General features: G+C 55.6%; 15 protein-coding genes. 8 read left to right on the top strand and 7 right to left on the bottom strand.

The annotated features are described in order from the left end of the window. Window positions 1-35: 35 nt before the first annotated feature. Together msrA and SELIN_RS04300 are read left to right on the top strand one after the other, a co-directional pair. A complete protein-coding gene (gene msrA / locus SELIN_RS04295; protein ID WP_013505464.1) occupies window positions 36-602 on the top strand; it encodes a peptide-methionine (S)-S-oxide reductase MsrA in 567 nt (188 codons plus the stop codon). Between the two features lie 153 nt (window positions 603-755). Next, window positions 756-1058 carry a J domain-containing protein gene (locus SELIN_RS04300; RefSeq protein WP_013505465.1) on the top strand — a complete coding sequence of 101 codons (303 nt, stop codon included), beginning with the start codon at window positions 756-758 and terminating at the stop codon, window positions 1056-1058. A 2-nt stretch (window positions 1059-1060) separates the two neighbouring features. On the opposite strand, the gene SELIN_RS04305 is transcribed toward SELIN_RS04300, so the two are convergent. Next, window positions 1061-2776, bottom strand: coding sequence for an ABC transporter ATP-binding protein (locus SELIN_RS04305; RefSeq protein WP_013505466.1), 1716 nt, complete (start codon window positions 2774-2776; stop codon window positions 1061-1063). 83 nt (window positions 2777-2859) lie between these two features. Here SELIN_RS04305 and SELIN_RS04310 point away from each other — a divergent pair, with 83 nt between their 5' ends. Next, window positions 2860-3744, top strand: coding sequence for a hypothetical protein (locus tag SELIN_RS04310; protein WP_013505467.1), 885 nt, complete (start codon window positions 2860-2862; stop codon window positions 3742-3744). Between the two features lie 177 nt (window positions 3745-3921). Next, window positions 3922-5652: a sulfate permease gene (locus tag SELIN_RS04315; RefSeq protein WP_041726520.1), complete on the top strand. Its 1731-nt coding sequence runs from the start codon at window positions 3922-3924 to the stop codon at window positions 5650-5652. Here SELIN_RS04315 and SELIN_RS04320 read toward each other — a convergent pair. Further along, window positions 5614-6285, bottom strand: a complete 672-nt coding sequence (locus SELIN_RS04320; protein WP_013505469.1) for a metal-dependent hydrolase — start codon at window positions 6283-6285, stop codon at window positions 5614-5616. The two genes, SELIN_RS04315 and SELIN_RS04320, sit on opposite strands and share 39 nt — an antisense overlap. 801 nt (window positions 6286-7086) lie before the next feature. Between SELIN_RS04320 and SELIN_RS15080 the strand changes: the two genes are divergently transcribed. Next, a complete protein-coding gene (locus SELIN_RS15080; protein ID WP_156788018.1) occupies window positions 7087-7287 on the top strand; it encodes a hypothetical protein in 201 nt (66 codons plus the stop codon). A gap of 23 nt (window positions 7288-7310) precedes the next feature. Beyond that, on the top strand, window positions 7311-8768 hold the full coding sequence (locus SELIN_RS04330) for a cyclic nucleotide-binding domain-containing protein (RefSeq protein ID WP_013505470.1): 1458 nt from the start codon (window positions 7311-7313) through the stop codon (window positions 8766-8768). A gap of 111 nt (window positions 8769-8879) precedes the next feature. On the opposite strand, the gene SELIN_RS13795 is transcribed toward SELIN_RS04330, so the two are convergent. Both SELIN_RS13795 and SELIN_RS04340 read right to left on the bottom strand, forming a co-directional pair. After that, window positions 8880-9248 (bottom strand): hypothetical protein, encoded by a 369-nt coding sequence (locus SELIN_RS13795; protein ID WP_013505471.1) that lies wholly within the window; start codon window positions 9246-9248, stop codon window positions 8880-8882. A gap of 233 nt (window positions 9249-9481) precedes the next feature. Beyond that, window positions 9482-9676 (bottom strand): ferredoxin, encoded by a 195-nt coding sequence (locus SELIN_RS04340; RefSeq protein ID WP_013505472.1) that lies wholly within the window; start codon window positions 9674-9676, stop codon window positions 9482-9484. A 1006-nt stretch (window positions 9677-10682) separates the two neighbouring features. Here SELIN_RS04340 and SELIN_RS15415 point away from each other — a divergent pair. Both SELIN_RS15415 and folE read left to right on the top strand, forming a co-directional pair. Then, the gene (locus tag SELIN_RS15415) at window positions 10683-12173 is read left to right on the top strand and encodes a methyl-accepting chemotaxis protein (RefSeq protein WP_013505473.1); all 1491 of its coding nucleotides are present in this window, start codon (window positions 10683-10685) and stop codon (window positions 12171-12173) included. Window positions 12174-12350: 177 nt separating this feature from the next. Continuing rightward, window positions 12351-12965 carry a GTP cyclohydrolase I FolE gene (gene folE / locus SELIN_RS04350; protein WP_013505474.1) on the top strand — a complete coding sequence of 205 codons (615 nt, stop codon included), beginning with the start codon at window positions 12351-12353 and terminating at the stop codon, window positions 12963-12965. Between the two features lie 9 nt (window positions 12966-12974). Here folE and SELIN_RS04355 read toward each other — a convergent pair whose 3' ends face one another. From SELIN_RS04355 to glnD, 3 genes are read right to left on the bottom strand one after another with little or no spacing between them, the layout of a single operon-like run. Continuing rightward, on the bottom strand, window positions 12975-14273 hold the full coding sequence (locus SELIN_RS04355) for a 3-deoxy-D-manno-octulosonic acid transferase (RefSeq protein WP_013505475.1): 1299 nt from the start codon (window positions 14271-14273) through the stop codon (window positions 12975-12977). Window positions 14274-14293: 20 nt separating this feature from the next. Next, window positions 14294-15316 carry a pilus assembly protein PilM gene (gene pilM / locus SELIN_RS04360; protein ID WP_013505476.1) on the bottom strand — a complete coding sequence of 341 codons (1023 nt, stop codon included), beginning with the start codon at window positions 15314-15316 and terminating at the stop codon, window positions 14294-14296. Further along, window positions 15313-18006: a [protein-PII] uridylyltransferase gene (gene glnD / locus SELIN_RS04365; protein WP_013505477.1), complete on the bottom strand. Its 2694-nt coding sequence runs from the start codon at window positions 18004-18006 to the stop codon at window positions 15313-15315. The genes pilM and glnD overlap by 4 nt, the downstream gene beginning before the upstream one ends. Window position 18007: the final 1 nt, after the last annotated feature.

The raw sequence follows: 18007 nt of genomic DNA on the forward strand, positions 1-18007 counted from the left end.
GTTGACTTTTTCACGTTCCCCCTCTACAAAGTGGCATGGACAATAACGCTGTGAATCAGCAGACAATTGAAACGGCAACCATGGGCGGCGGCTGCTTCTGGTGCACGGAAGCCGTTTTTGCGCTCCTGCCCGGGGTACTGAGCACTCTGCCCGGCTACAGCGGTGGCGAAACCCCGGAGCCAACTTACGAGCAGGTCTGCCGTGGCGAAACCGGCCACATCGAAGTGGTGCAGGTCGTTTTTGAACCAGCCATTCTCAGCTACCAGCACCTCCTGGATGTTTTTTTTCGCAGCCACGACCCCACTTCCCTGGATCGCCAGGGGAACGATATCGGTTCCCAGTACCGCTCGGTCATCTTTTTCCATAGCCCCGAACAGGCCCAGCAGGCACACGCCTGTATCGACAGGCTCGAGAGAGAGCACCAATTTCCTGCGCCAATTGTCACCCAGGTTCTGCCACTGGACGTGTTTTACCCTGCGGAACCCTACCATCATTGTTATTTCACGAACAACCCCTCCCAGGGGTACTGCCGGACCGTTATCGCCCCCAAAGTTTCACGTATACAGGAGAGCTTAACAGCGTGCAGGAACACCACAGATTAAACAGGTTACTGAAAGATACTCAGAGGCAAAGCGCCCGCAGGGCGAGGAGGGCAACGTACGCCCCATTCCCTGCAGCACCGCTCGACAGCGGGCCACGACACCGATGGGGATTTTTCAGTACGTTGTCAGAAATACGGTTGCCAGGAGCAGAGAATGGAGCGTGAAGACATTACTCTGCAGGACTTCCGGCACGCAGTCGAGATATTCGGCATGCCCGGTCGCTTCACTCTGGAGCGCCTGAAATCACGCTACCGTCAGCTCAGTCGCAAACATCACCCTGATTTCGGAGGGGATGCGGACACCATGGCTCAGGTGAACCGTGCCTACGGCATTCTGAGCGACTATGTGGAGCGTTACCACTTCCAGTGCAGCGATGACGAGTTTCTGCGCCAGAATCCTACCCAGAAATACTACCACCAGTTTCATCACGCGCCCCAGGCAGACAGCGACACATAAACTCAGCCAAACTGCATGGAATAGTAGCGCTGATAGGTTCCCTGGTGCCGCAGGAGCTCTTCATGGGTGCCAGCCTCCACGACACTGCCGTTTTCCAGCACCAGGATCTGATCTGCGTGAATAATTGTGGAAAGGCGGTGGGCAATCACAAAGGTCATGCGCTCACGCATCAGGTTCGTGAGAGCTTCCTGAATAAGGGCCTCGGATTCATTGTCCAGGGCGGAAGTCGCCTCATCGAGAATCAGTATGGGAGCCTCGCGCACAATGGCCCGCGCCAGGCAGATACGCTGCCGCTGACCGCCGGAAAGACGCAGCCCCCGATCCCCGATATAGGTATCAAGACCATCGGGCAGCCGGGAGACAAACTCCAGGGCGTTAGCAGCACGGAGGGCGTTGTCCAGTTGCTCTTCAGAAGCATCGGGTCGGCCATAGAGAATATTCTGGCGTATGGTATCGTTGAACAGAATCGTCTCCTGATCCACAAAGGAGATCAGGGAGGTCAGATCCTCACGCCTGATATCGCGGATATCCACTCCGTTGATGCGTATGGCCCCCTCAGTCACATCGTAGAACCTTGCCAGCAGGGAAACGATCGTGGTCTTCCCTCCACCGCTCATACCCACCAGGGCGACAACCTGATTGTCCCTGGCCTCTATATTGATGTCCCGCAGCACATACTCCTGCCCATCATAGGCAAAGCCTACCTGCTCAAAGGACACCTGCCGCACCGGCAATTCCACGCGCTGTGGCTGCTGAGGGTCTTTTATGTCCGCTTCCGTGTCGATAACCTCAAAAACCCGCTCCGCCGCGCCAAAAGACGCCTGCAAAGTGGCATGGAGTTTCAGCAATTGTTTGATGGGCTTATAGAGCATGGTCAGGGCAGCCATAAAACTGAAAAGCTCGCCGGTGGTCATGGAGCCCTCCACCACCAGTTTGCCGCCAAACCAGATGGTCAACGCAATGCCAAAGCCCGTGAAGAGTTCAATGACCGGGGTTGCCATGGCATCGCCCTTGATGGCCTTGCGGGTAAAACTGAAGTAGCGGCTGTTGCTTTCCGTGAAATACTGGCCCATCTTTCGCTCAAGGCCAAAGGCTTTGATGACCTTGATGCCGCTGAAGGTTTCCTGCAGTATCTGAGAGAGATCGGCAATTTTGGCCTGGGCGAAGCGGGTGTACTTGCGAATACGGCGGCTGATGGCACGCACGGGAAAATAGGTCAGGGGCATGACCACAAAAGCCAGTACCGCCAGCTGCCAGCTCTGGTAGAAGATCAGCGCCAGCAGAAATATGACCGTCAAGCTGTCTTTGACGATGATTATGGCAGCCTGGGCAATGGCATTGCGCATGATGTCGATGTCGTTGAGGGAACGGCTCATGAGCGAGCCGGTTGAGCGCTGCTGATAGAAGCGCATGGAGAGGCTGAGCATATGCTGGTAAAGTTCGTTGCGCAGGTCCTGCACAATACGTTGACCGACCACTTTGATGGTGTATTGTTGCCAGAACGTGCAAAAACCTTTAAAGAAAAAGAGCAGAATCAGCCCGATGGGAAGATAGATCAGCAGATCCGCCCGTTTGGCGATAAAGATGTCATCCAGTACCGGCTTTACCAGGTAGGCCGTTCCCGCATCGGCCAGTGAAACACCGATACCGAACACCACAGAGATCACAATCAGTCGGGTATAGGGAAAAACATAGCGAAAAAGGCGACGTGCTACCATGAAAAAGCCATCTCACTTTGCAGGAACGAATCTGAAAATGCCAGGCCAGAATACCCGAAATTCCGCTGAATGAAAGGAAAAAAATGAATCGCATACTCCTGCTGCTGTTACTCATCCTGGGAACGGGTTTTCCTTCCAGCGCCCATGTCATAACCTCCCTGGAAAAGCAACCATGGGCAACCCAGCTTTCCACCAGTCAAAAACTGGAAATACGCGAAACCATCAGCACAGTCATGGGTAGCGCCCAGCCACCGGACCCCACCCAGAGACAACGTTTCTGGGAACTGCTCGGATCCATGCCTCCTGCTGAATTTCAGCAGTTCACCCGGGATGTCATCCAGATACACCTGCGCCATCAGCTCCTCTGGACAAGAGACGCCTTGATTACCGCCCGCAGCGGTGTGGCCCGCAAATCCCCGGAACGGGAGACTCTGGAGCAGGCCATGATGCGCCAGGGCATCTTCTCCCGCTGGCAAGTGGAACAGATGGATACGGCCCTGACCCAGTTCGCGGCGGGAGAGGCAACCCGCCTTCCTGGGCTCATTCCCCTGGAAGCAGCAACCCTGGAGCAGACCCTGGATAATCTGGAAAAGGCGGAGGAGCACCTGGCTACGCTGTTCAGCCGCCCACTGGACATGCCTGCGGACAGTGCGCTCACCCACTTCACGACCCGCGCCTTCCAGGCCACTATCCAGTCGCGACAGGGCCCTCTGGACGTGCAGGCCGCACTGAAAATCCACTTTGCCAGCCGCAATCCTGCCACGACCATGCAGGAGCTGCGCACAGTTCAGAACCATATTGAAAGCACTGCCCGCGATGTGATTTTCACCCAGCGGGCTGAATCCGTGGAAACGCCCCAGGGCAAAGAACGCATGCTGCGTCAGCTGGCCAGGGATATCAATGCTCTCATCCACAGCGGACGCATAGAACGGGTGGAACTGCAGAGCTGGCATATCAGGGCCCCCTGATATCCATATGCACTCTCATTTCACACCTGAAGGATACAGGATATTTCCCCTTGCTTTTTTCCAAAGTGGGCGTATACCAGATGGTCTGCACAGGTCCTGCATGGCAGGCACAGAGCAGCACCGGTGCAGACTTCACTTGTCTTTCCTGCCCACAGCGACAGGGGAAAGGTCAAGAAAATGGATTTGAAGTCGTTTTTTCAGGCTGATGTTCCCAAAACCATTACCTGCCTTCGCGAAGGCTACCGCTTCAAAGTATTCACCGCCGACCTGATCGCCGGACTCACGGTCGCCATCGTCGCCCTTCCCCTGGCCATGGCCTTCGCCATCGCCTCCGGTGCCAGCCCCGCCCAGGGACTCTACACCGCGATAATCGCCGGATTCATCATCTCCGCCTTTGGGGGGAGTCGCCACCAGATCGGTGGCCCGACGGGCGCCTTTGTGGTCATCGTCTACGCCATTATCATGCGTCACGGCTACGATGGCCTGCTGCTGGCAACCCTGATGGCCGGGGCCATGCTCATCCTGATGGGGGTTTTCCGGATGGGCACGGTTATCAAGTTCATTCCCTACCCCGTCACCACCGGATTCACCGCCGGCATAGCCCTGATTATCTTCATTTCCCAGATTAAAGATTTTCTGGGATTGCCCATAGAAACACTGCCCGCCGAGTTCATCCACAAGCTGATGGTCTACGGGGGCAGCATTCACCAGATAAGTGTCCATGCCTTTGTCCTGGCCACCAGCGGTGTCATTATCATTCTGGCGTGCCGACGTTATGTACCCAGGCTGCCGGGGCCCATTGTCGTCGTCACCCTGGGAGCCCTGGCGGCATGGTTCTTTGGGTTGCCGGTGGAAACCATTGAAAGCCGCTTCGGCAGTATCCCCAACTCCCTGCCAGCGCCCTCATTGCCCCAGTGGGACTGGCAAAAGGTGCAGGCGGTCTTCCCCTCAGCCCTTACCATAGCCCTGCTGGCTGCCATTGAGTCCCTGATGAGTGCCGTGGTGGCCGATGGTATGACCGGGCGACGCCATAAATCCAATGTGGAGCTGGTGGCCCAGGGGCTGGCCAACATGGGTGCTGCACTTTTCCAGGGCATTCCCGCCACAGGCGCCATTGCCCGCACGGCAACCAACATCAAGGCCGGAGCCATGACACCCTTTGCCGGTATCTTCCACAGCCTCTTTCTGCTCCTGTTCATGCTCCTGCTGGCTCCTCTGATCGTCAAGATACCCCTGGCTTGCCTGGCGGCCATTCTCGTGGTGGTTGCCTGGAACATGAGCGAGATGAAAAGCATACGACACCTGCTCCGCGCTCCGCGCAGCGATGTGGTGGTGCTCTTCACCACCTTCGGCCTGACAGTGCTCATCGACCTGACCGTCGCGGTGCAGGTTGGAGTACTGCTGGCATCCCTGCTCTTCATCAAGCGCATTATAGATGTCAGCAACATCAGCCCGGTAAACCTGCAGGCATTTTCCGGCGAAAACGAAGAGCGGCACGACCCCGATGCCACGGAACACAAGCAGGTTCCCCATGGAGTGGAGGTCTACGAAATCAATGGCCCCTTTTTCTTTGGCGTAGCCGATCGCCTCAAGGGCGTCCTGCAGATTATCAGAAAGCCGCCACAGGTTTTCATCCTGCGCATGCGCAGCGTCCCCTTTATTGATGCCACGGGAATGCATGCCCTGGAGGAGTTTCACCAGAAATGTGAGCGCAACGGTACACAGCTTGTGCTCTCCGGCGTCAGTCCGAACCTGGAACAAAAACTGCGCAGATATGGTTTCCATGCAGCTGTTGGCGAAGCGAACATCTGCCCCCATATTGACTGTGCTCTGGCTCGCGCCCGAGCAATCCTGGAAATACCTGCGGGCTCAGTGAAAAACAGCGCCCCAGAGGGCCTGGGGCAGTGACACAATACTCTGCGGAATCGGCGGAGAGAGCAGCCACAGTGCCACCAGCACCACAAGGCACAGCAGCGTGGGAAAGGGTTCGCCGTAGAGCTTCAAAGCACTGCCAAAGGATCGCTTGAGCTTCGCGCCACTGATATTCACCGCATAGACCTCATCCATGACCAGGTGAATCAGAAACCCTGCCAGCACAAAAAGCGCCAGCCACCAGCTCTGCAGCGCACTGCTTCCCAGCAGGGTGTGACTGGCCACCGCTGTGGCGGTGGTCGCCACCAGAGCCGCCGGGATGCTGTGAATAATGCCGCGATGCACTGCAAAACGCTGCAGCACACTCTCCAGCACAACTCTCAGGCCGAGAAAACAGATTCCATAAAGCAGTGGCAGCGCCCAGAAGGGTATCGAGGAGACCAGGCGGATACAGATCAGCAGTGACAGCGCCATGGCAAATATGGACAGCATCACCCTGGTAGGCCTGGACTGGGGAGCGTCGATATCGGGGAGCACGCTGCCGAGGGTGCCTGCCAGTACCAGGCCCAGCGCCAGGCTCAGGGGAACATTCTCATGGGTAACGGCCAGGGTGGCCAGGGCACCGCTCATGACCGTGCCGGCCGCCAGGTGGGTATCAAACATCGCCATTCTTCACTCCTCGCAATTCCTTCTTCAGCAGCAACGCCCTGAGACTCTTCCGGGCAGGCAGCAAAATAACAATGACCATTGAAAAAGCAGGCCGGACAGGGTAAATACAAACTGAAGTTTCGCATCCCCGAAACGGCAGGTTGTCAGCGCTGACCCTGATGTCACGCTGCAATGGCCGAAATGGTTCTACACAGACGGCGTCGCTTGACATTATCCTCACCATGTATACAAGTTTCTTTTGCCACTTTTTACCCGCAAAAAGTGGCTGGGAAGCGGCCCCCAGTGCTGTCCTTTTCAGCCGTCCGCTTGCCTGGAACTGGGGACCGTAAACAACCGCCCTCCGTGGCTTTTGGTTTGCGGTTGCCGCCCTCGTGGCGTCAACCCTGCGAGTCTATCGCGTTATTCAGGCAATTGAAAAGCTCTCAGGTGCAAGGCGCGAGCAAGGTGAGAAGTGAGGCGTACTTCTTGTACGTCGCAACGACGAGCACTTGTGAGCAACGCCGCAGATGAGGCTTTTCAGCAGCCTGACAGTCGGCGCGTCCTGGCTGGGCCAGCCCACGGGGGAGAGGCAGAAGCAGCAGGCCGTTCCCCCCTGAGCCCGTCCGGTGAGTGCAACGCCTGGCTGGCAAGACCCAAAGGGACACTCACAGGAAGTGAGTGGTCCGGCAGCACTGCAGGGATGCAGGGGTCAGGCAACGCAAAGAGACCCAGGTGCAAGGCGCGGGCGAAGCGAGGAGCGAGGCGTACTCCCTGTACGTCGCAGCGACGAGCGATGCCCTGCAACGCAGCAGATGGGGCTCTTTGAGCAGCCTGCTGCCGGATCTCCAGAACAGGCAAGCAAACGAGCCGGAAAAACGGGCGTTCGGGGGGCGCGTTTTTGTGTCCTTTTTGCGCGGTCAAAAAGGACAATATCCGGAAACAAAAAGTGGAATACCAGATAAGTCAAGCATTCAAAATCAATACGGTTTCAGCGAGATAAACGCCAGCATAATAACAGCTTAACTCAAGACAACAAGGATATCCCCATGAGCCACCGTGATGGAGTACTGGAAGCCAACATCAAGACGACCGATGTCAAGGAGACCCTCTCCCAGGCTGCCCGCAAACACAAGGTCAGCCTTGAGGACATCAGCTTTACCATACACCAGTGCTCGGAGGCCAGGCGATCCGGCAATCACCTGTACCGGGAGTACCTCATTGACATATTCACCAAGGGCCTCTATCCCGTCGTTCTGAAGTACCATATACAACAGCGGGTCAAGGATGGCCGCAAGGAAGCCTACCTGCATATAGACGATGCCAGCGAGATCGACCTGAGCATCGCCACGCCCCTGGAGGTACTGACGGAAATCAAGAAGATCCTCGCCTATGAAGGAGTCATCTTTGGTATTATCGCCGATGAGCTTCTCTACGAGATAGCGGTTCAGGTATACAAGGCCTCCAAGGAAAACCAGCCCCTATGCCCGGAACCCTATCTGGTAGCCAGGGGACAGGCGCCAAAGTCATCGGAACTGCCAGGCCCCACCCTCTACCACTTTGATCACCAGGGAGGCGTAGCCAAGGGCAGAACAGCGGGGGAGACCTTTCTGGTACGCGAAGGCGAACTGCTGGTCACGGAGCCTGTCATCCGCGACAGCTCCCTGTTCATCACCCCCAATGGTTCCATTGTCCTCCCCGGCAACCTGCCCCCCGTAGTTTTCACGGAAACATCTTCCGGAATCCGGCGCGAAGAGTCAGCGGATGAAATCCGTTATTTCGCTGAGTCTGCCGGATACCTCTCCATTGAAAATGGCGTCCTGACCCTGCGCTCTTCCGCGAAGCCCACTCCCGGCGCCAGGCACGAGGTTCTCGAACAGGAGCAAACCCCTGCCTCCACGCCGGAGCCACCACCGGTGGACACACCAGAGCCGCAAACCGCCACTGTGGAAAAGCCTCAGGCAATCGCCGAGGAACATGCGGCACCCACCCCGGCAGCGAGAAAAGCGGAAATTGACATGCGCAAGCTCTCTGATGCCCAGAAGACGCTGCTTAAGGTCAAAAAGCTCTTTTCGCTTTTCGAAGGACTCACCAACGAAGGCTTGCTCCAGGTGACCTCAGAGGCCCGCATTATCCGTTACAAGAAGTTCGACATTGTCTTTGAACAGGGCAGTGCAGGCAAGGAAATCTACTTCATCATCAACGGGGTGGTGGATGTCATGGTTGGCACGCGCCACGATATCGGCAACCTTGAGCGCTACATCGACCACTTCACCGCTTCACGGCTTACCCAGGGATCTTTTTTTGGTGAAATGGCCCCCATCACCGGGGAGAAACGCAGTGCCCGCTGCGTCTGCTCATCCAACGAAGCAGTCCTGCTCTGCTTTAAGGTCACAGATCATATCACACCGCAAAATGCCATGCAGATGGCTATTCTCTACCAGAATTTCGTCAAGGCTCTGGCAGCCAAACTCAAAAGTTCCAACGAGGCGATCGCCCAGTCCTGATTCCGCTCTGCAGGGTTCGCAACGCAGAAAGTGCCGATTGCAAAGCAACCGGCACTTTCTCTCAAGGAAGGAGTTCTATGGTGAGAAGGAAGGGGTCTCGTCAAAAGCCTTTCAGCGGGCTTCCCGTGGAGTGAATGGGCCACGGACATAACCAGCCGGGTTCACGTGAAGAATAAACGTATTGCCACGATCATCAACTACCGTTGCCGTGTACATGGTGGCTCTGGGCGTTTCATAGGAAACGACATCCGCCACCGTAAAACCGTTGAGGTTTTTGGCAACAAATTCCTGCGCAGCCTGGGTCGCCTGCTCCTGAGTGACCGGATCTCGCTGCTCCCTTGCCTGCTGACACTGCTCGGTGTCACATCCACCAAAACAGCCCCCGCGCTTGCCACCGGGACCGCCCGGATACGCGTAAGCTGCTGTGGCAATTATGGCCATGAGGGCCAAGCCTGCCAGAAAACGGCCTTTTGTGTTCATACTACTACTCCTGAGTCAAAGTGTGAAAAGTGTGTTGTGTGTGCTGTACTTCAGGATGCTGCATGTACCATGCCAATTGTGAAAATGTTTGTTATTAGCTGTTGGCTGCCCCATGAGAGCCTTTCACCTGTTAAAGCTTTGCGCATCTGTGCAATTTCTGCACAGAAAGAGGGGTGCATCCAGGTGTCCTGCGCCTGTCCCCAGCAAAAGGATCAGGCGCAGTTACCAGGCGATCAGGTTTCTTCCCAAAAGATACAGGCTGCCGGGCAACCGTCTATGGCATCCTGAATGCTGGCTTCATCGGCGCCATCAGGGTTTGCGACAAAGGCTGTGCCCTCATCATCGCTGCCAAATACATCGGGAACACTGTCATAACAAAATCCGCAGGCAATGCAGGCGTCTGAATCAAGGCATACTTTCCTGGCCATGATATCCTCCTCAGGTGCAGGGTTAATGAATTCACTGCTTTTCCTGTGTGAAAGTATAGGCATCTGCCAGTGGTTTTCCTTGACAAATATCAACTTTGCTCCCCAGGTGTCGTTTACCAAAAACCCGTCGACACACACGCCCTTCGCCATTCACGCAATGCATATTCAACTCGGGCATCTACCTCCGCGCGCTTTGATGTTCTGCACCCCTATACCGTTTGCAGAAATACCTCAGCAATCGAAAACACTCAGATCTGAAGTTTCGCACCCCCCGAAACCGCAGGTTGTCGGCGTCGACACTGATGCCATATTGGAATGGCAGAAATGGTTCTGCACAGACGGCGTCGCTTGACATTATCCTCACCACATATGCGAGCTTCTTTTGCCACTTTGGACCCGCCCAAAGTAGCTGGGAAGCAGCCCCCAGTGCTTTCCTTAGCAGCCGTCCGCTTGCCTGGAACTGGGGACCGCAAACAACCGCCCTCCGTGGCTTTGGGTTTGCGGTTGCCGCCCGCATGGCGGCAACCCTGGTCCATCACGTTATGCAGGCAATTGAAAAGCTCTCAGGTGCGAGGCGCGAACAAGGTGAGAAGTGAGGCGTACTTCCTGTACGTTGCAGTGACGAGCGATGCCCGGCAACGCCGCAGAAGGGCCTCTTTGAGCAGCCTGCTGCCGGATCTCCAGAACAGGCGAGCAGGCGATCTGGAAAAACGGGCGTTCGGGGGGCGCGTTTTTGTGTCCTATTTGCGCGGTCAAAAAGGACAATATCCGGAGACAAAAAGTGGATTATCAGATAAGTCAAGCATGCAAAATCAATAGGGTTTTCGCGAGACAAACACAAGGATAACAACAACTTAACCCAAGACAACAAGGTACGAAAGTTGAGTCAGATGCGATAAAATCTCAACACCATGTATTTTTTCACAAATTTTCGCTGCGCAACAGTTCCACTCATGATACAGTCAACCGGTCAACGAGAAAACCTATAGGGATAGTGGAGTTTATCATGGGTCGAAATATGACGCTTCAGGCAAAGATCTACGTATTGATTGCTTTCTCCGCTCTGGGCCTCCTGGCACTCGGCTGGGTTCTGTTGAGCAACCTGCAGGATTCCATGATGGAAGACCGCAAATCAAAACTGGTCGGCGTCGTCGATGTGGCCTACAGCCTGATGGAAAATTATCACGGACGGGTTCTGGCTGGTGAGCTGGATACCGAAACCGCCCAGCAGATTGTACTCAATGCCATCCGCCCCATGCGTTATGACGGTGATGAGTATTTCTGGATCAATGACATGCATCCCCGCATGGTCATGCACCCCTTCAACCCGGCCATGGAAGGTCAGGATATCAGTGGCAACCGCGACCCCAATGGCCTTCACCTCTTCCTGGAAATGGTGCGGGTGGTACGCCAGAGTAATGCCGGCTTCGTGAATTACTTCTGGCCAAAACCCGGCCACACGGATCCTGTCGAAAAAATATCATACGTAAAAGGCTTTGAACCCTGGGGGTGGATTATCGGCAGTGGCGTCTACGTGGACGATGTCCGCGATGATGTCAATGTGGTCTTCCGCAAGAGCGCCATTCGCGGCGCACTGGCCACGGCCATTATCCTGACCATCTCCATCGCGGTTGGCTTGCTGATCGGACGCTCCATTTCCCGGCCAATTTCACGTGCTTTCCATGAAATCAACCAGTCAGGAGACCAGGTTCTGGTGGCCTCCCAGGAGATAGCCAGCAGTGCGGCCAGCCTCGCCGAAGGCGCCAGTGAACAGGCCAGCAATGTCGAAGAAGTGAACGCCACGATTCACGAGGCAAGCTCTGCCAACGAGCAGAATGCCGAAAATGCCAAGCAGGCCAATCTCCTGGCTCACGAAGCCAACCAGGCCGCAGTCACCGGCGACACCCAGGTCAAGGAACTCATGGCCTCCATGGAGGAAATAACCACGGCCAGTGAGCAGATTGCCAAGATCATCAAGACCATTGACGAGATAGCCTTCCAGACAAACCTGCTCGCCCTGAATGCTGCCGTGGAAGCCGCCCGTGCTGGTGAGCACGGGCTCGGATTTGCCGTTGTGGCTGAAGAGGTCAAGAGTCTGGCGGGCAGATCAGCCAATGCGGCCCGCGAAACAGCCACCATCATTGAACGAGCCATTGTCCGCATCAAAGAGGGCAATGCCATTGCGCTCCGCACCAATGCCGCGTTTGGCGATATTGTCGACAAGGTACGCAAGAGTTCGGAAATCATCAATGACATCTCGGCATCCATCCAGGAGCAGGTCTCTGGCATGCAGCAGATTGCCACATCCATGTCACATATTGACCACATCACCCAGCGCAACGCTGCCACCTCTGAAGAAGCAGCCGCCGCCAGCGAAGAACTCAATGCCCAGGCCCAGAACATGATGCATGTGGTGGGCGAGCTGGGGAGCATAGTGGGGATTCGCATCAGCAAGCAGGTTCAGGAGTACCTGCCCCCCGCTGACAACCGGCGCTGACAAACAACCTGCTCCTGCCTGGCACGCTCATCGCGCGCAGCGCTGTCAAAAAATGCGGATTTTTGCTATTTCCCATTGGACAGCGCTGCGGAAAAAGCGTATACATTGCCGGCAATAATACTTCCCCCGGCTCCGCCTCAGCGGGCTGGCGAAATTCCGGAAGTTCGAGGATTCTGCATGAAAACTATGGATTATGATACGAAGCAAAGCAGCTCGCTGCCAGCAATAGAGGATTCGGTCGCCACAATACTGCAGGCCATTGGCGAAGACTCGGACCGTGAGGGGCTTCTGAAGACTCCCCAGCGGGTTGCACGCATGTACCGTGAACTGACCAGCGGCTACCGCACAGATATTCATGAAATTATCAATGACGCGATCTTTGCCAGCGAAGACGAGGATATGGTGCTGGTCAAAGACATCAGCTTCTCTTCGCTGTGCGAGCACCACATGCTGCCCTTCCTGGGCAAAGCCCATGTGGCCTATATTCCCGATGGTAACATCATCGGGCTTTCAAAAATTCCGCGTATCGTCGAAATGTATGCGCGACGCCTGCAGGTACAGGAGCGCATGACGGCCCAGATCGGCAAAACGCTCTTTGACGTGCTCAAACCCAGGGGAGTGGCGGTCATGGTTGAATCGGTGCACATGTGCGCCATCATCCGGGGAGTCAAAAACCACTCCACCACCATGACAACGACATCCATGTTCGGCAGCTTCAAAGAGGACCGCCACCTGCGCAGTGAATTCATGGAGCACACAGCCAACACTTCGCGCACATCCATCCACTGGTAATTTCCGCAGTTACTTCCTGAATACCGCAGCGAATATGCGATCTACCGCCCCCTGGTTCTTGCGCAGCAGTGCCCGGGCCTGATCGCCCATGTGCCTGGCGAGGGCAGGATTTGTCAGCAATCCATTGATACTGTCAAAAAGCTCCTCTTGGTCCATAATCCAGTTACCGGCCTCCCACTGGCGCACCACCACGGCGATCTCCGTAAAGTTATCCATATAGGGGCCGAAAATCACGGGCTTGCCGACTCCGCACGCTTCCAGGATGTTGTGCCCCTGTACTTTCTGGTCAAAGCTGCCACCCACAAACACCACATTGCTCACAGCATAGGCCTTGATCAGCTCGCCTATCGTGTTGAGTACAAGGATATCCCCGGATTTGAGGCGTTTCTTTTTTGTAGGAAGTTCCGTACGCAAATAGCCCTTGAATCCGCTCTCCTCAATACGCTCCAGAAGTTGCTTCTGGCGTTCGATATGACGCGGCGCCAGGATGGAAACGATTTCCTGTCCCTCGTCGAGCAGGCGCTTATGGGTCTGCAGCACCATTTCATCTTCGCTGGGGTGAATACTGCCAAAGCACAGAACGTCCACCTCATCGGGATCCGGCAGCTTCAGGTCATCGCGGAAGTTCTCGACCCACTCGCTCTCTTCCTGATCATGCATGGCCAGATCAAATTTCACATTTCCGGCAACTTCCACCTGCGACGCATTCACCCCAATCTCCAAAAAACGCCGCTTGTCCTCGTCGGTGCGGGCAAAAATACGCTGCACCTGCCGCAGGATCGGTCCGAAAAACCAGCGCAGTGCCCGATAGCGTCCGAAGGACTTTTCCGATATGCGACCGTTGGCGATATAGACGGGAATGCCCATGCGGGTAGCCTCGCGGATAAAGTTCGGCCAGATTTCCGTCTCAATAATTATGATTTTACATGGCCTGACCACGCGCAGAAATCGCCTTACGGCGAAAGGGAAATCGAAGGGGAGATAGAGGCAGTGATACACCTGATCAATGGTCTGCCCGATCAGGTTCCCCGTATCAGTGACATTGGAGAGAATCAGGTGATAGCCGTCACTGTCAGAGTAAATTTTTTTAATCAAGGGGATAGCCGCTCTGGTTTCTCCCACACTTGCAGCATGAATCAGTACCGTTTTCTCCAGATTCTGGAGCAGAATCCGATTCTTGCGACGAAAAAATCCCAACCGCTGGAGTGTACCCTTTTGGATGCGGCTGCGGGCAAAGAATATTTTGACCAGGTGCACTGGAGCCAGCACAAGGCCGAGCAGGTGCAGCAGAATGTTGTAGAGAAACATGGATACGGGAAACTCCTTGCTTACAAGTAAAAGCTCAGGCCAACGGCCACCGCGTACTTACCCAGGCCCTGAGAAGCCAGCGGCTGCACGCGATCGGACATCTGAACCCCGGGGATGCTGGTTATACTGAGAGCCTGGGTGTCGAGGCGATCGATAATGCGATTGGCAAATGCCACACTGCTGCCAACACCACCGGCGAGAATACAGCGCTCGACAGCCATGCGGCGATATCGCTCTTTCAGGACTTTAGAAAGATTCCGAACAACCCGCTCCGCCAGCTTGAAGAATTCCTCGTTGACCATCTGGTGCACATCGCCTTCGGTATCACGGGAAAATGAACCCCGCGTCATGGCGACTGCGTCGTTGAAGGGAATGTCAAGAGTTTCCGATATATCCTGGGCCACGTGGGAACCGCCGATGGGCAGAAAGCCCTGGTAATCCGGTGTTCCGTCCACGACAATGGCGTATTCCGTGTACTCGTGCCCCACATTGATGATAATTCCAAGGCCGCTGGCGGGAGCCACCATACCGTAAAACCGCTCCAGCGCCAGGGTGCTCAGATCAATGGCGTTCACGCTCACACTGATATCGGCGAAGAGGTTCGTGTAGTTGGCCACCAGGTATTCCGGAATGGCATAGACGTCCACGCAGCTTGTGGCAGGATCACTGTGGCTCTTGTGGCCGGAAAAGGCCACGGTGACCGCGCTGGTGTCACTGCCTTCAGGCAGATACTGAATGTAATCCCAGCGGATCATTTTCATGGCGTCCTTCATGGGCGTGCCGGGATACTCAACGGTTGCCTTGTGCAAAAGGCTGCAGCAGGGAATACTCAGCACCACCTTACTGCCCGTCAGGGTGACATTGGAGAGAACCTTGCGCAGGGACTTGAACACGATTTCGTGGTTGGTGAAAGATCCACCGCTGAAGCCACCGGACTCCATGGGTTCCTCACCCACAAAGATCAGCTTGCGTTCCTTGCCTTTTATCTCGGCTGCAGCGCATTTGACACTGTATGAGCCGATGTCGATACCGACCGTTATCATAGCAATCCGCCTACCTGTTCCTTGATACCTTCGATACGCTCTTCAGACAGAACCTTATTCCCCTTCAGGTCACTGACGTAGAATACATCAACAACCTGCTCCACATTCGTGGTGATACTGGCCGAATGTATGGTCAGCCCCAATGTGTAGAGAAGCCGCGTCAGGTCGTAGAGCAGCCCAGGTTTGTCCCTGGTGAACACTTCCACCACGGTGTATTTTTCCGACTGGTCATTATGCACAAAGACCCGGGAAAAATCCTTTTTAAGGGTCTTGCGCCGTGTCCATGAACGGGAAAGCTCCAGCTGACGTTTCCCCAGCAGCACGTTCTGGATATAGCCAATGACTTCCTTCCAGTAACTGACACTGGCCCCGAGCATGCTGTCGCGATAGTATACCGTGAAGACATCGAAAATCATACCATTTTGAAATGTCTGGACCCGGCAGGAAATGATCTCAAGTTCATTGACGAGAATGGCGCCGGCGATGTTACTGAAGATTCCCGGCAGATCATAGCCCGTGATGAAGATATCCGCCGTCTGCGTCTCAGGACTGACACGGTGGGACACCAGCAGCGGCTGGGCACTGTCACGCAGACGAGCGATCAGTCGGGAATGCAGCAGGATATCTTCATCGTTGAAGAGCAGCAGGTATTCATCATCAAAGAGCTGGAGCGTGAAGGGGTCAACGCCTTTTTCCAGCAGGTGCTGGCGCATTCTGCGCACCGCCTGCACATTGTATTTCTCGGTCTGGCCAGTACGCAGGTAATGCTCCGCTGCTTCAAAAAGTGACTCCAGCAGCTGTCCTTTCCAGTCAGTCCACACCTTCGGCCCAACGGCACGGATATCGCAGCAGGTCAGCAGGTAGAGGTTCGCGAGCTTCTCCATGGAGTCAACTTCCCCGCAGAAGATCTCAACCGTACGCGGATCTGCGATATCGCGACGCTGGGATATATTTGCCATCAGCACATGATGCCGAATCAGAAACTGGATCAACTCCGTCTCCGCCTCACTGAAGCCCATGCGCTGACAGACCGGACCCGCCAGGATCGCCCCTTTGTTGCTGTGGTCACCACCCTTGCCCTTGCCCACATCGTGGAGCAGTATGGCCATATAGAGCAGATCCCGCTTGCGGGCATGGGCAATAGCCCGGCAGAAGATCTCCTTGTTGCCAAGGCAGCCCTGCTGATAGAGCAGTTCCATAAATTCCACTGCTTTCAGGGTATGTTTGTCGGTGGTGTACACATGGTAGCGATCGAACTGTACCAGGCAGTCAAGGGTGCCGAATTCCGGCAGCCATTTCCCCAGCACCCCGCACTGATGCATCTGGCGCAGGGTTCGGGAGACATTGGCGGTGTATTTCAGGATTGAGCGAAAAATGCCATTGGCGGAGAGTGAGCTCCGCAGTTTTGGCGTGAGGAAGCCAAGATTCTTCTGGATCGTCTGCTTGGCATCCGGGGGAATGTGGAGGCTCTTGCGCTGGGCCAGAGAAAAGAGCTTCAGGATGCGCAACGGATCTTCCCGAAAAAAATCATCCCGGGCCGGTATGGCAATTTCATTGCCCTTTTGGATAAAACCGTCGGGCAGCGCCCGCACCAGCAACTCGCCAAAAATCTTGCGCCGGAACTTCTGGGGTGTACACCGGTAGATAATCTGCTCGGTCGCGGCCTGGATACGTCGGGTGCACTTGTAGTAGTCGTGCATAAAGAGCTCCACGGCCAGTCGCTTGCGGCTGCGCTCGTCGCGGTAGCCGAACTTGCGGGAAATCTGCTGCTGGTTCTCAAAGGTCAGGATGTCCTGGGAGCGGTTGGCAATGAAGTGAAGCTCGTTGCGCACACGCCAGAGGAACTCTCGGGCTTTCTTCAGATCGCCGAACTCCAGCTTCTCCTCCAGGTGCGCCATGCTCATGCCCCCATAGCGCACCCGTGCGATCCAGACGCAGGTATGAATATCGCGCAGCCCGCCGACGCCCTCCTTGACGTTGGGCTCCAACAGGTAAAGGCTGCTGGACTGTTTTTCCAGGCGCTGCTTCTGTTCATTGATCTTCTGGTAGATAAAGCTGTCCGTCTGGCGATGAAAGATGCGGTAGAGCACCTGGCCGTCGAACTGCTCCCATGCGGCGCTGGAACCGCAGATAAAGCGCGCTTCCAGCAAAGCCGTTTTCACGGTGATGTCGCTCATCCACTGCAGGCACTCGTCAATGCTGCGCACCGAATGGGATATTTTCAGGCCTACGTCCCAGCTCATGTACAGCAGGTTGTTGGCCAGGGTGTCCACCGTGCTGTCGATGGCGTGGGTGCTGACGATCAGAAGATCAATGTCGCTGAAGGGGTTCAGCTCGCCACGGCCATACCCTCCCACGGCGATAATTGCCGGCACATTGCAGCCATCGGCGCGCCGCTCGCATTCGCGCTCCACCACCTCCCACATCTTCTGCACACACACATCCACCAGCACCGTATGGAAGGTCACAGTGTAATCTGCCGACACACCGCTGTCATGGAGCGTGCGCATCTGGTGGAAGCTGAAATGGTAGAATTTGCGGAAAATTTCCACAACGGCGCTGCGGCGCATCAACTCCTGATTGGGGAGCGAAGCGCCGCAGTAGTTCGGGTCCTGATTCAGTTTACGCAGGCGATTTTCCAGCAGAAAGTCAAGCCGATTCCGCAGATCAGCGTGAATGCGGTACATCATC

The sequence above is a fragment of the Desulfurispirillum indicum S5 genome, assembly GCF_000177635.2.
GTDB classification, from domain to species: Bacteria; Chrysiogenota; Chrysiogenetes; order Chrysiogenales; family Chrysiogenaceae; genus Desulfurispirillum; species Desulfurispirillum indicum.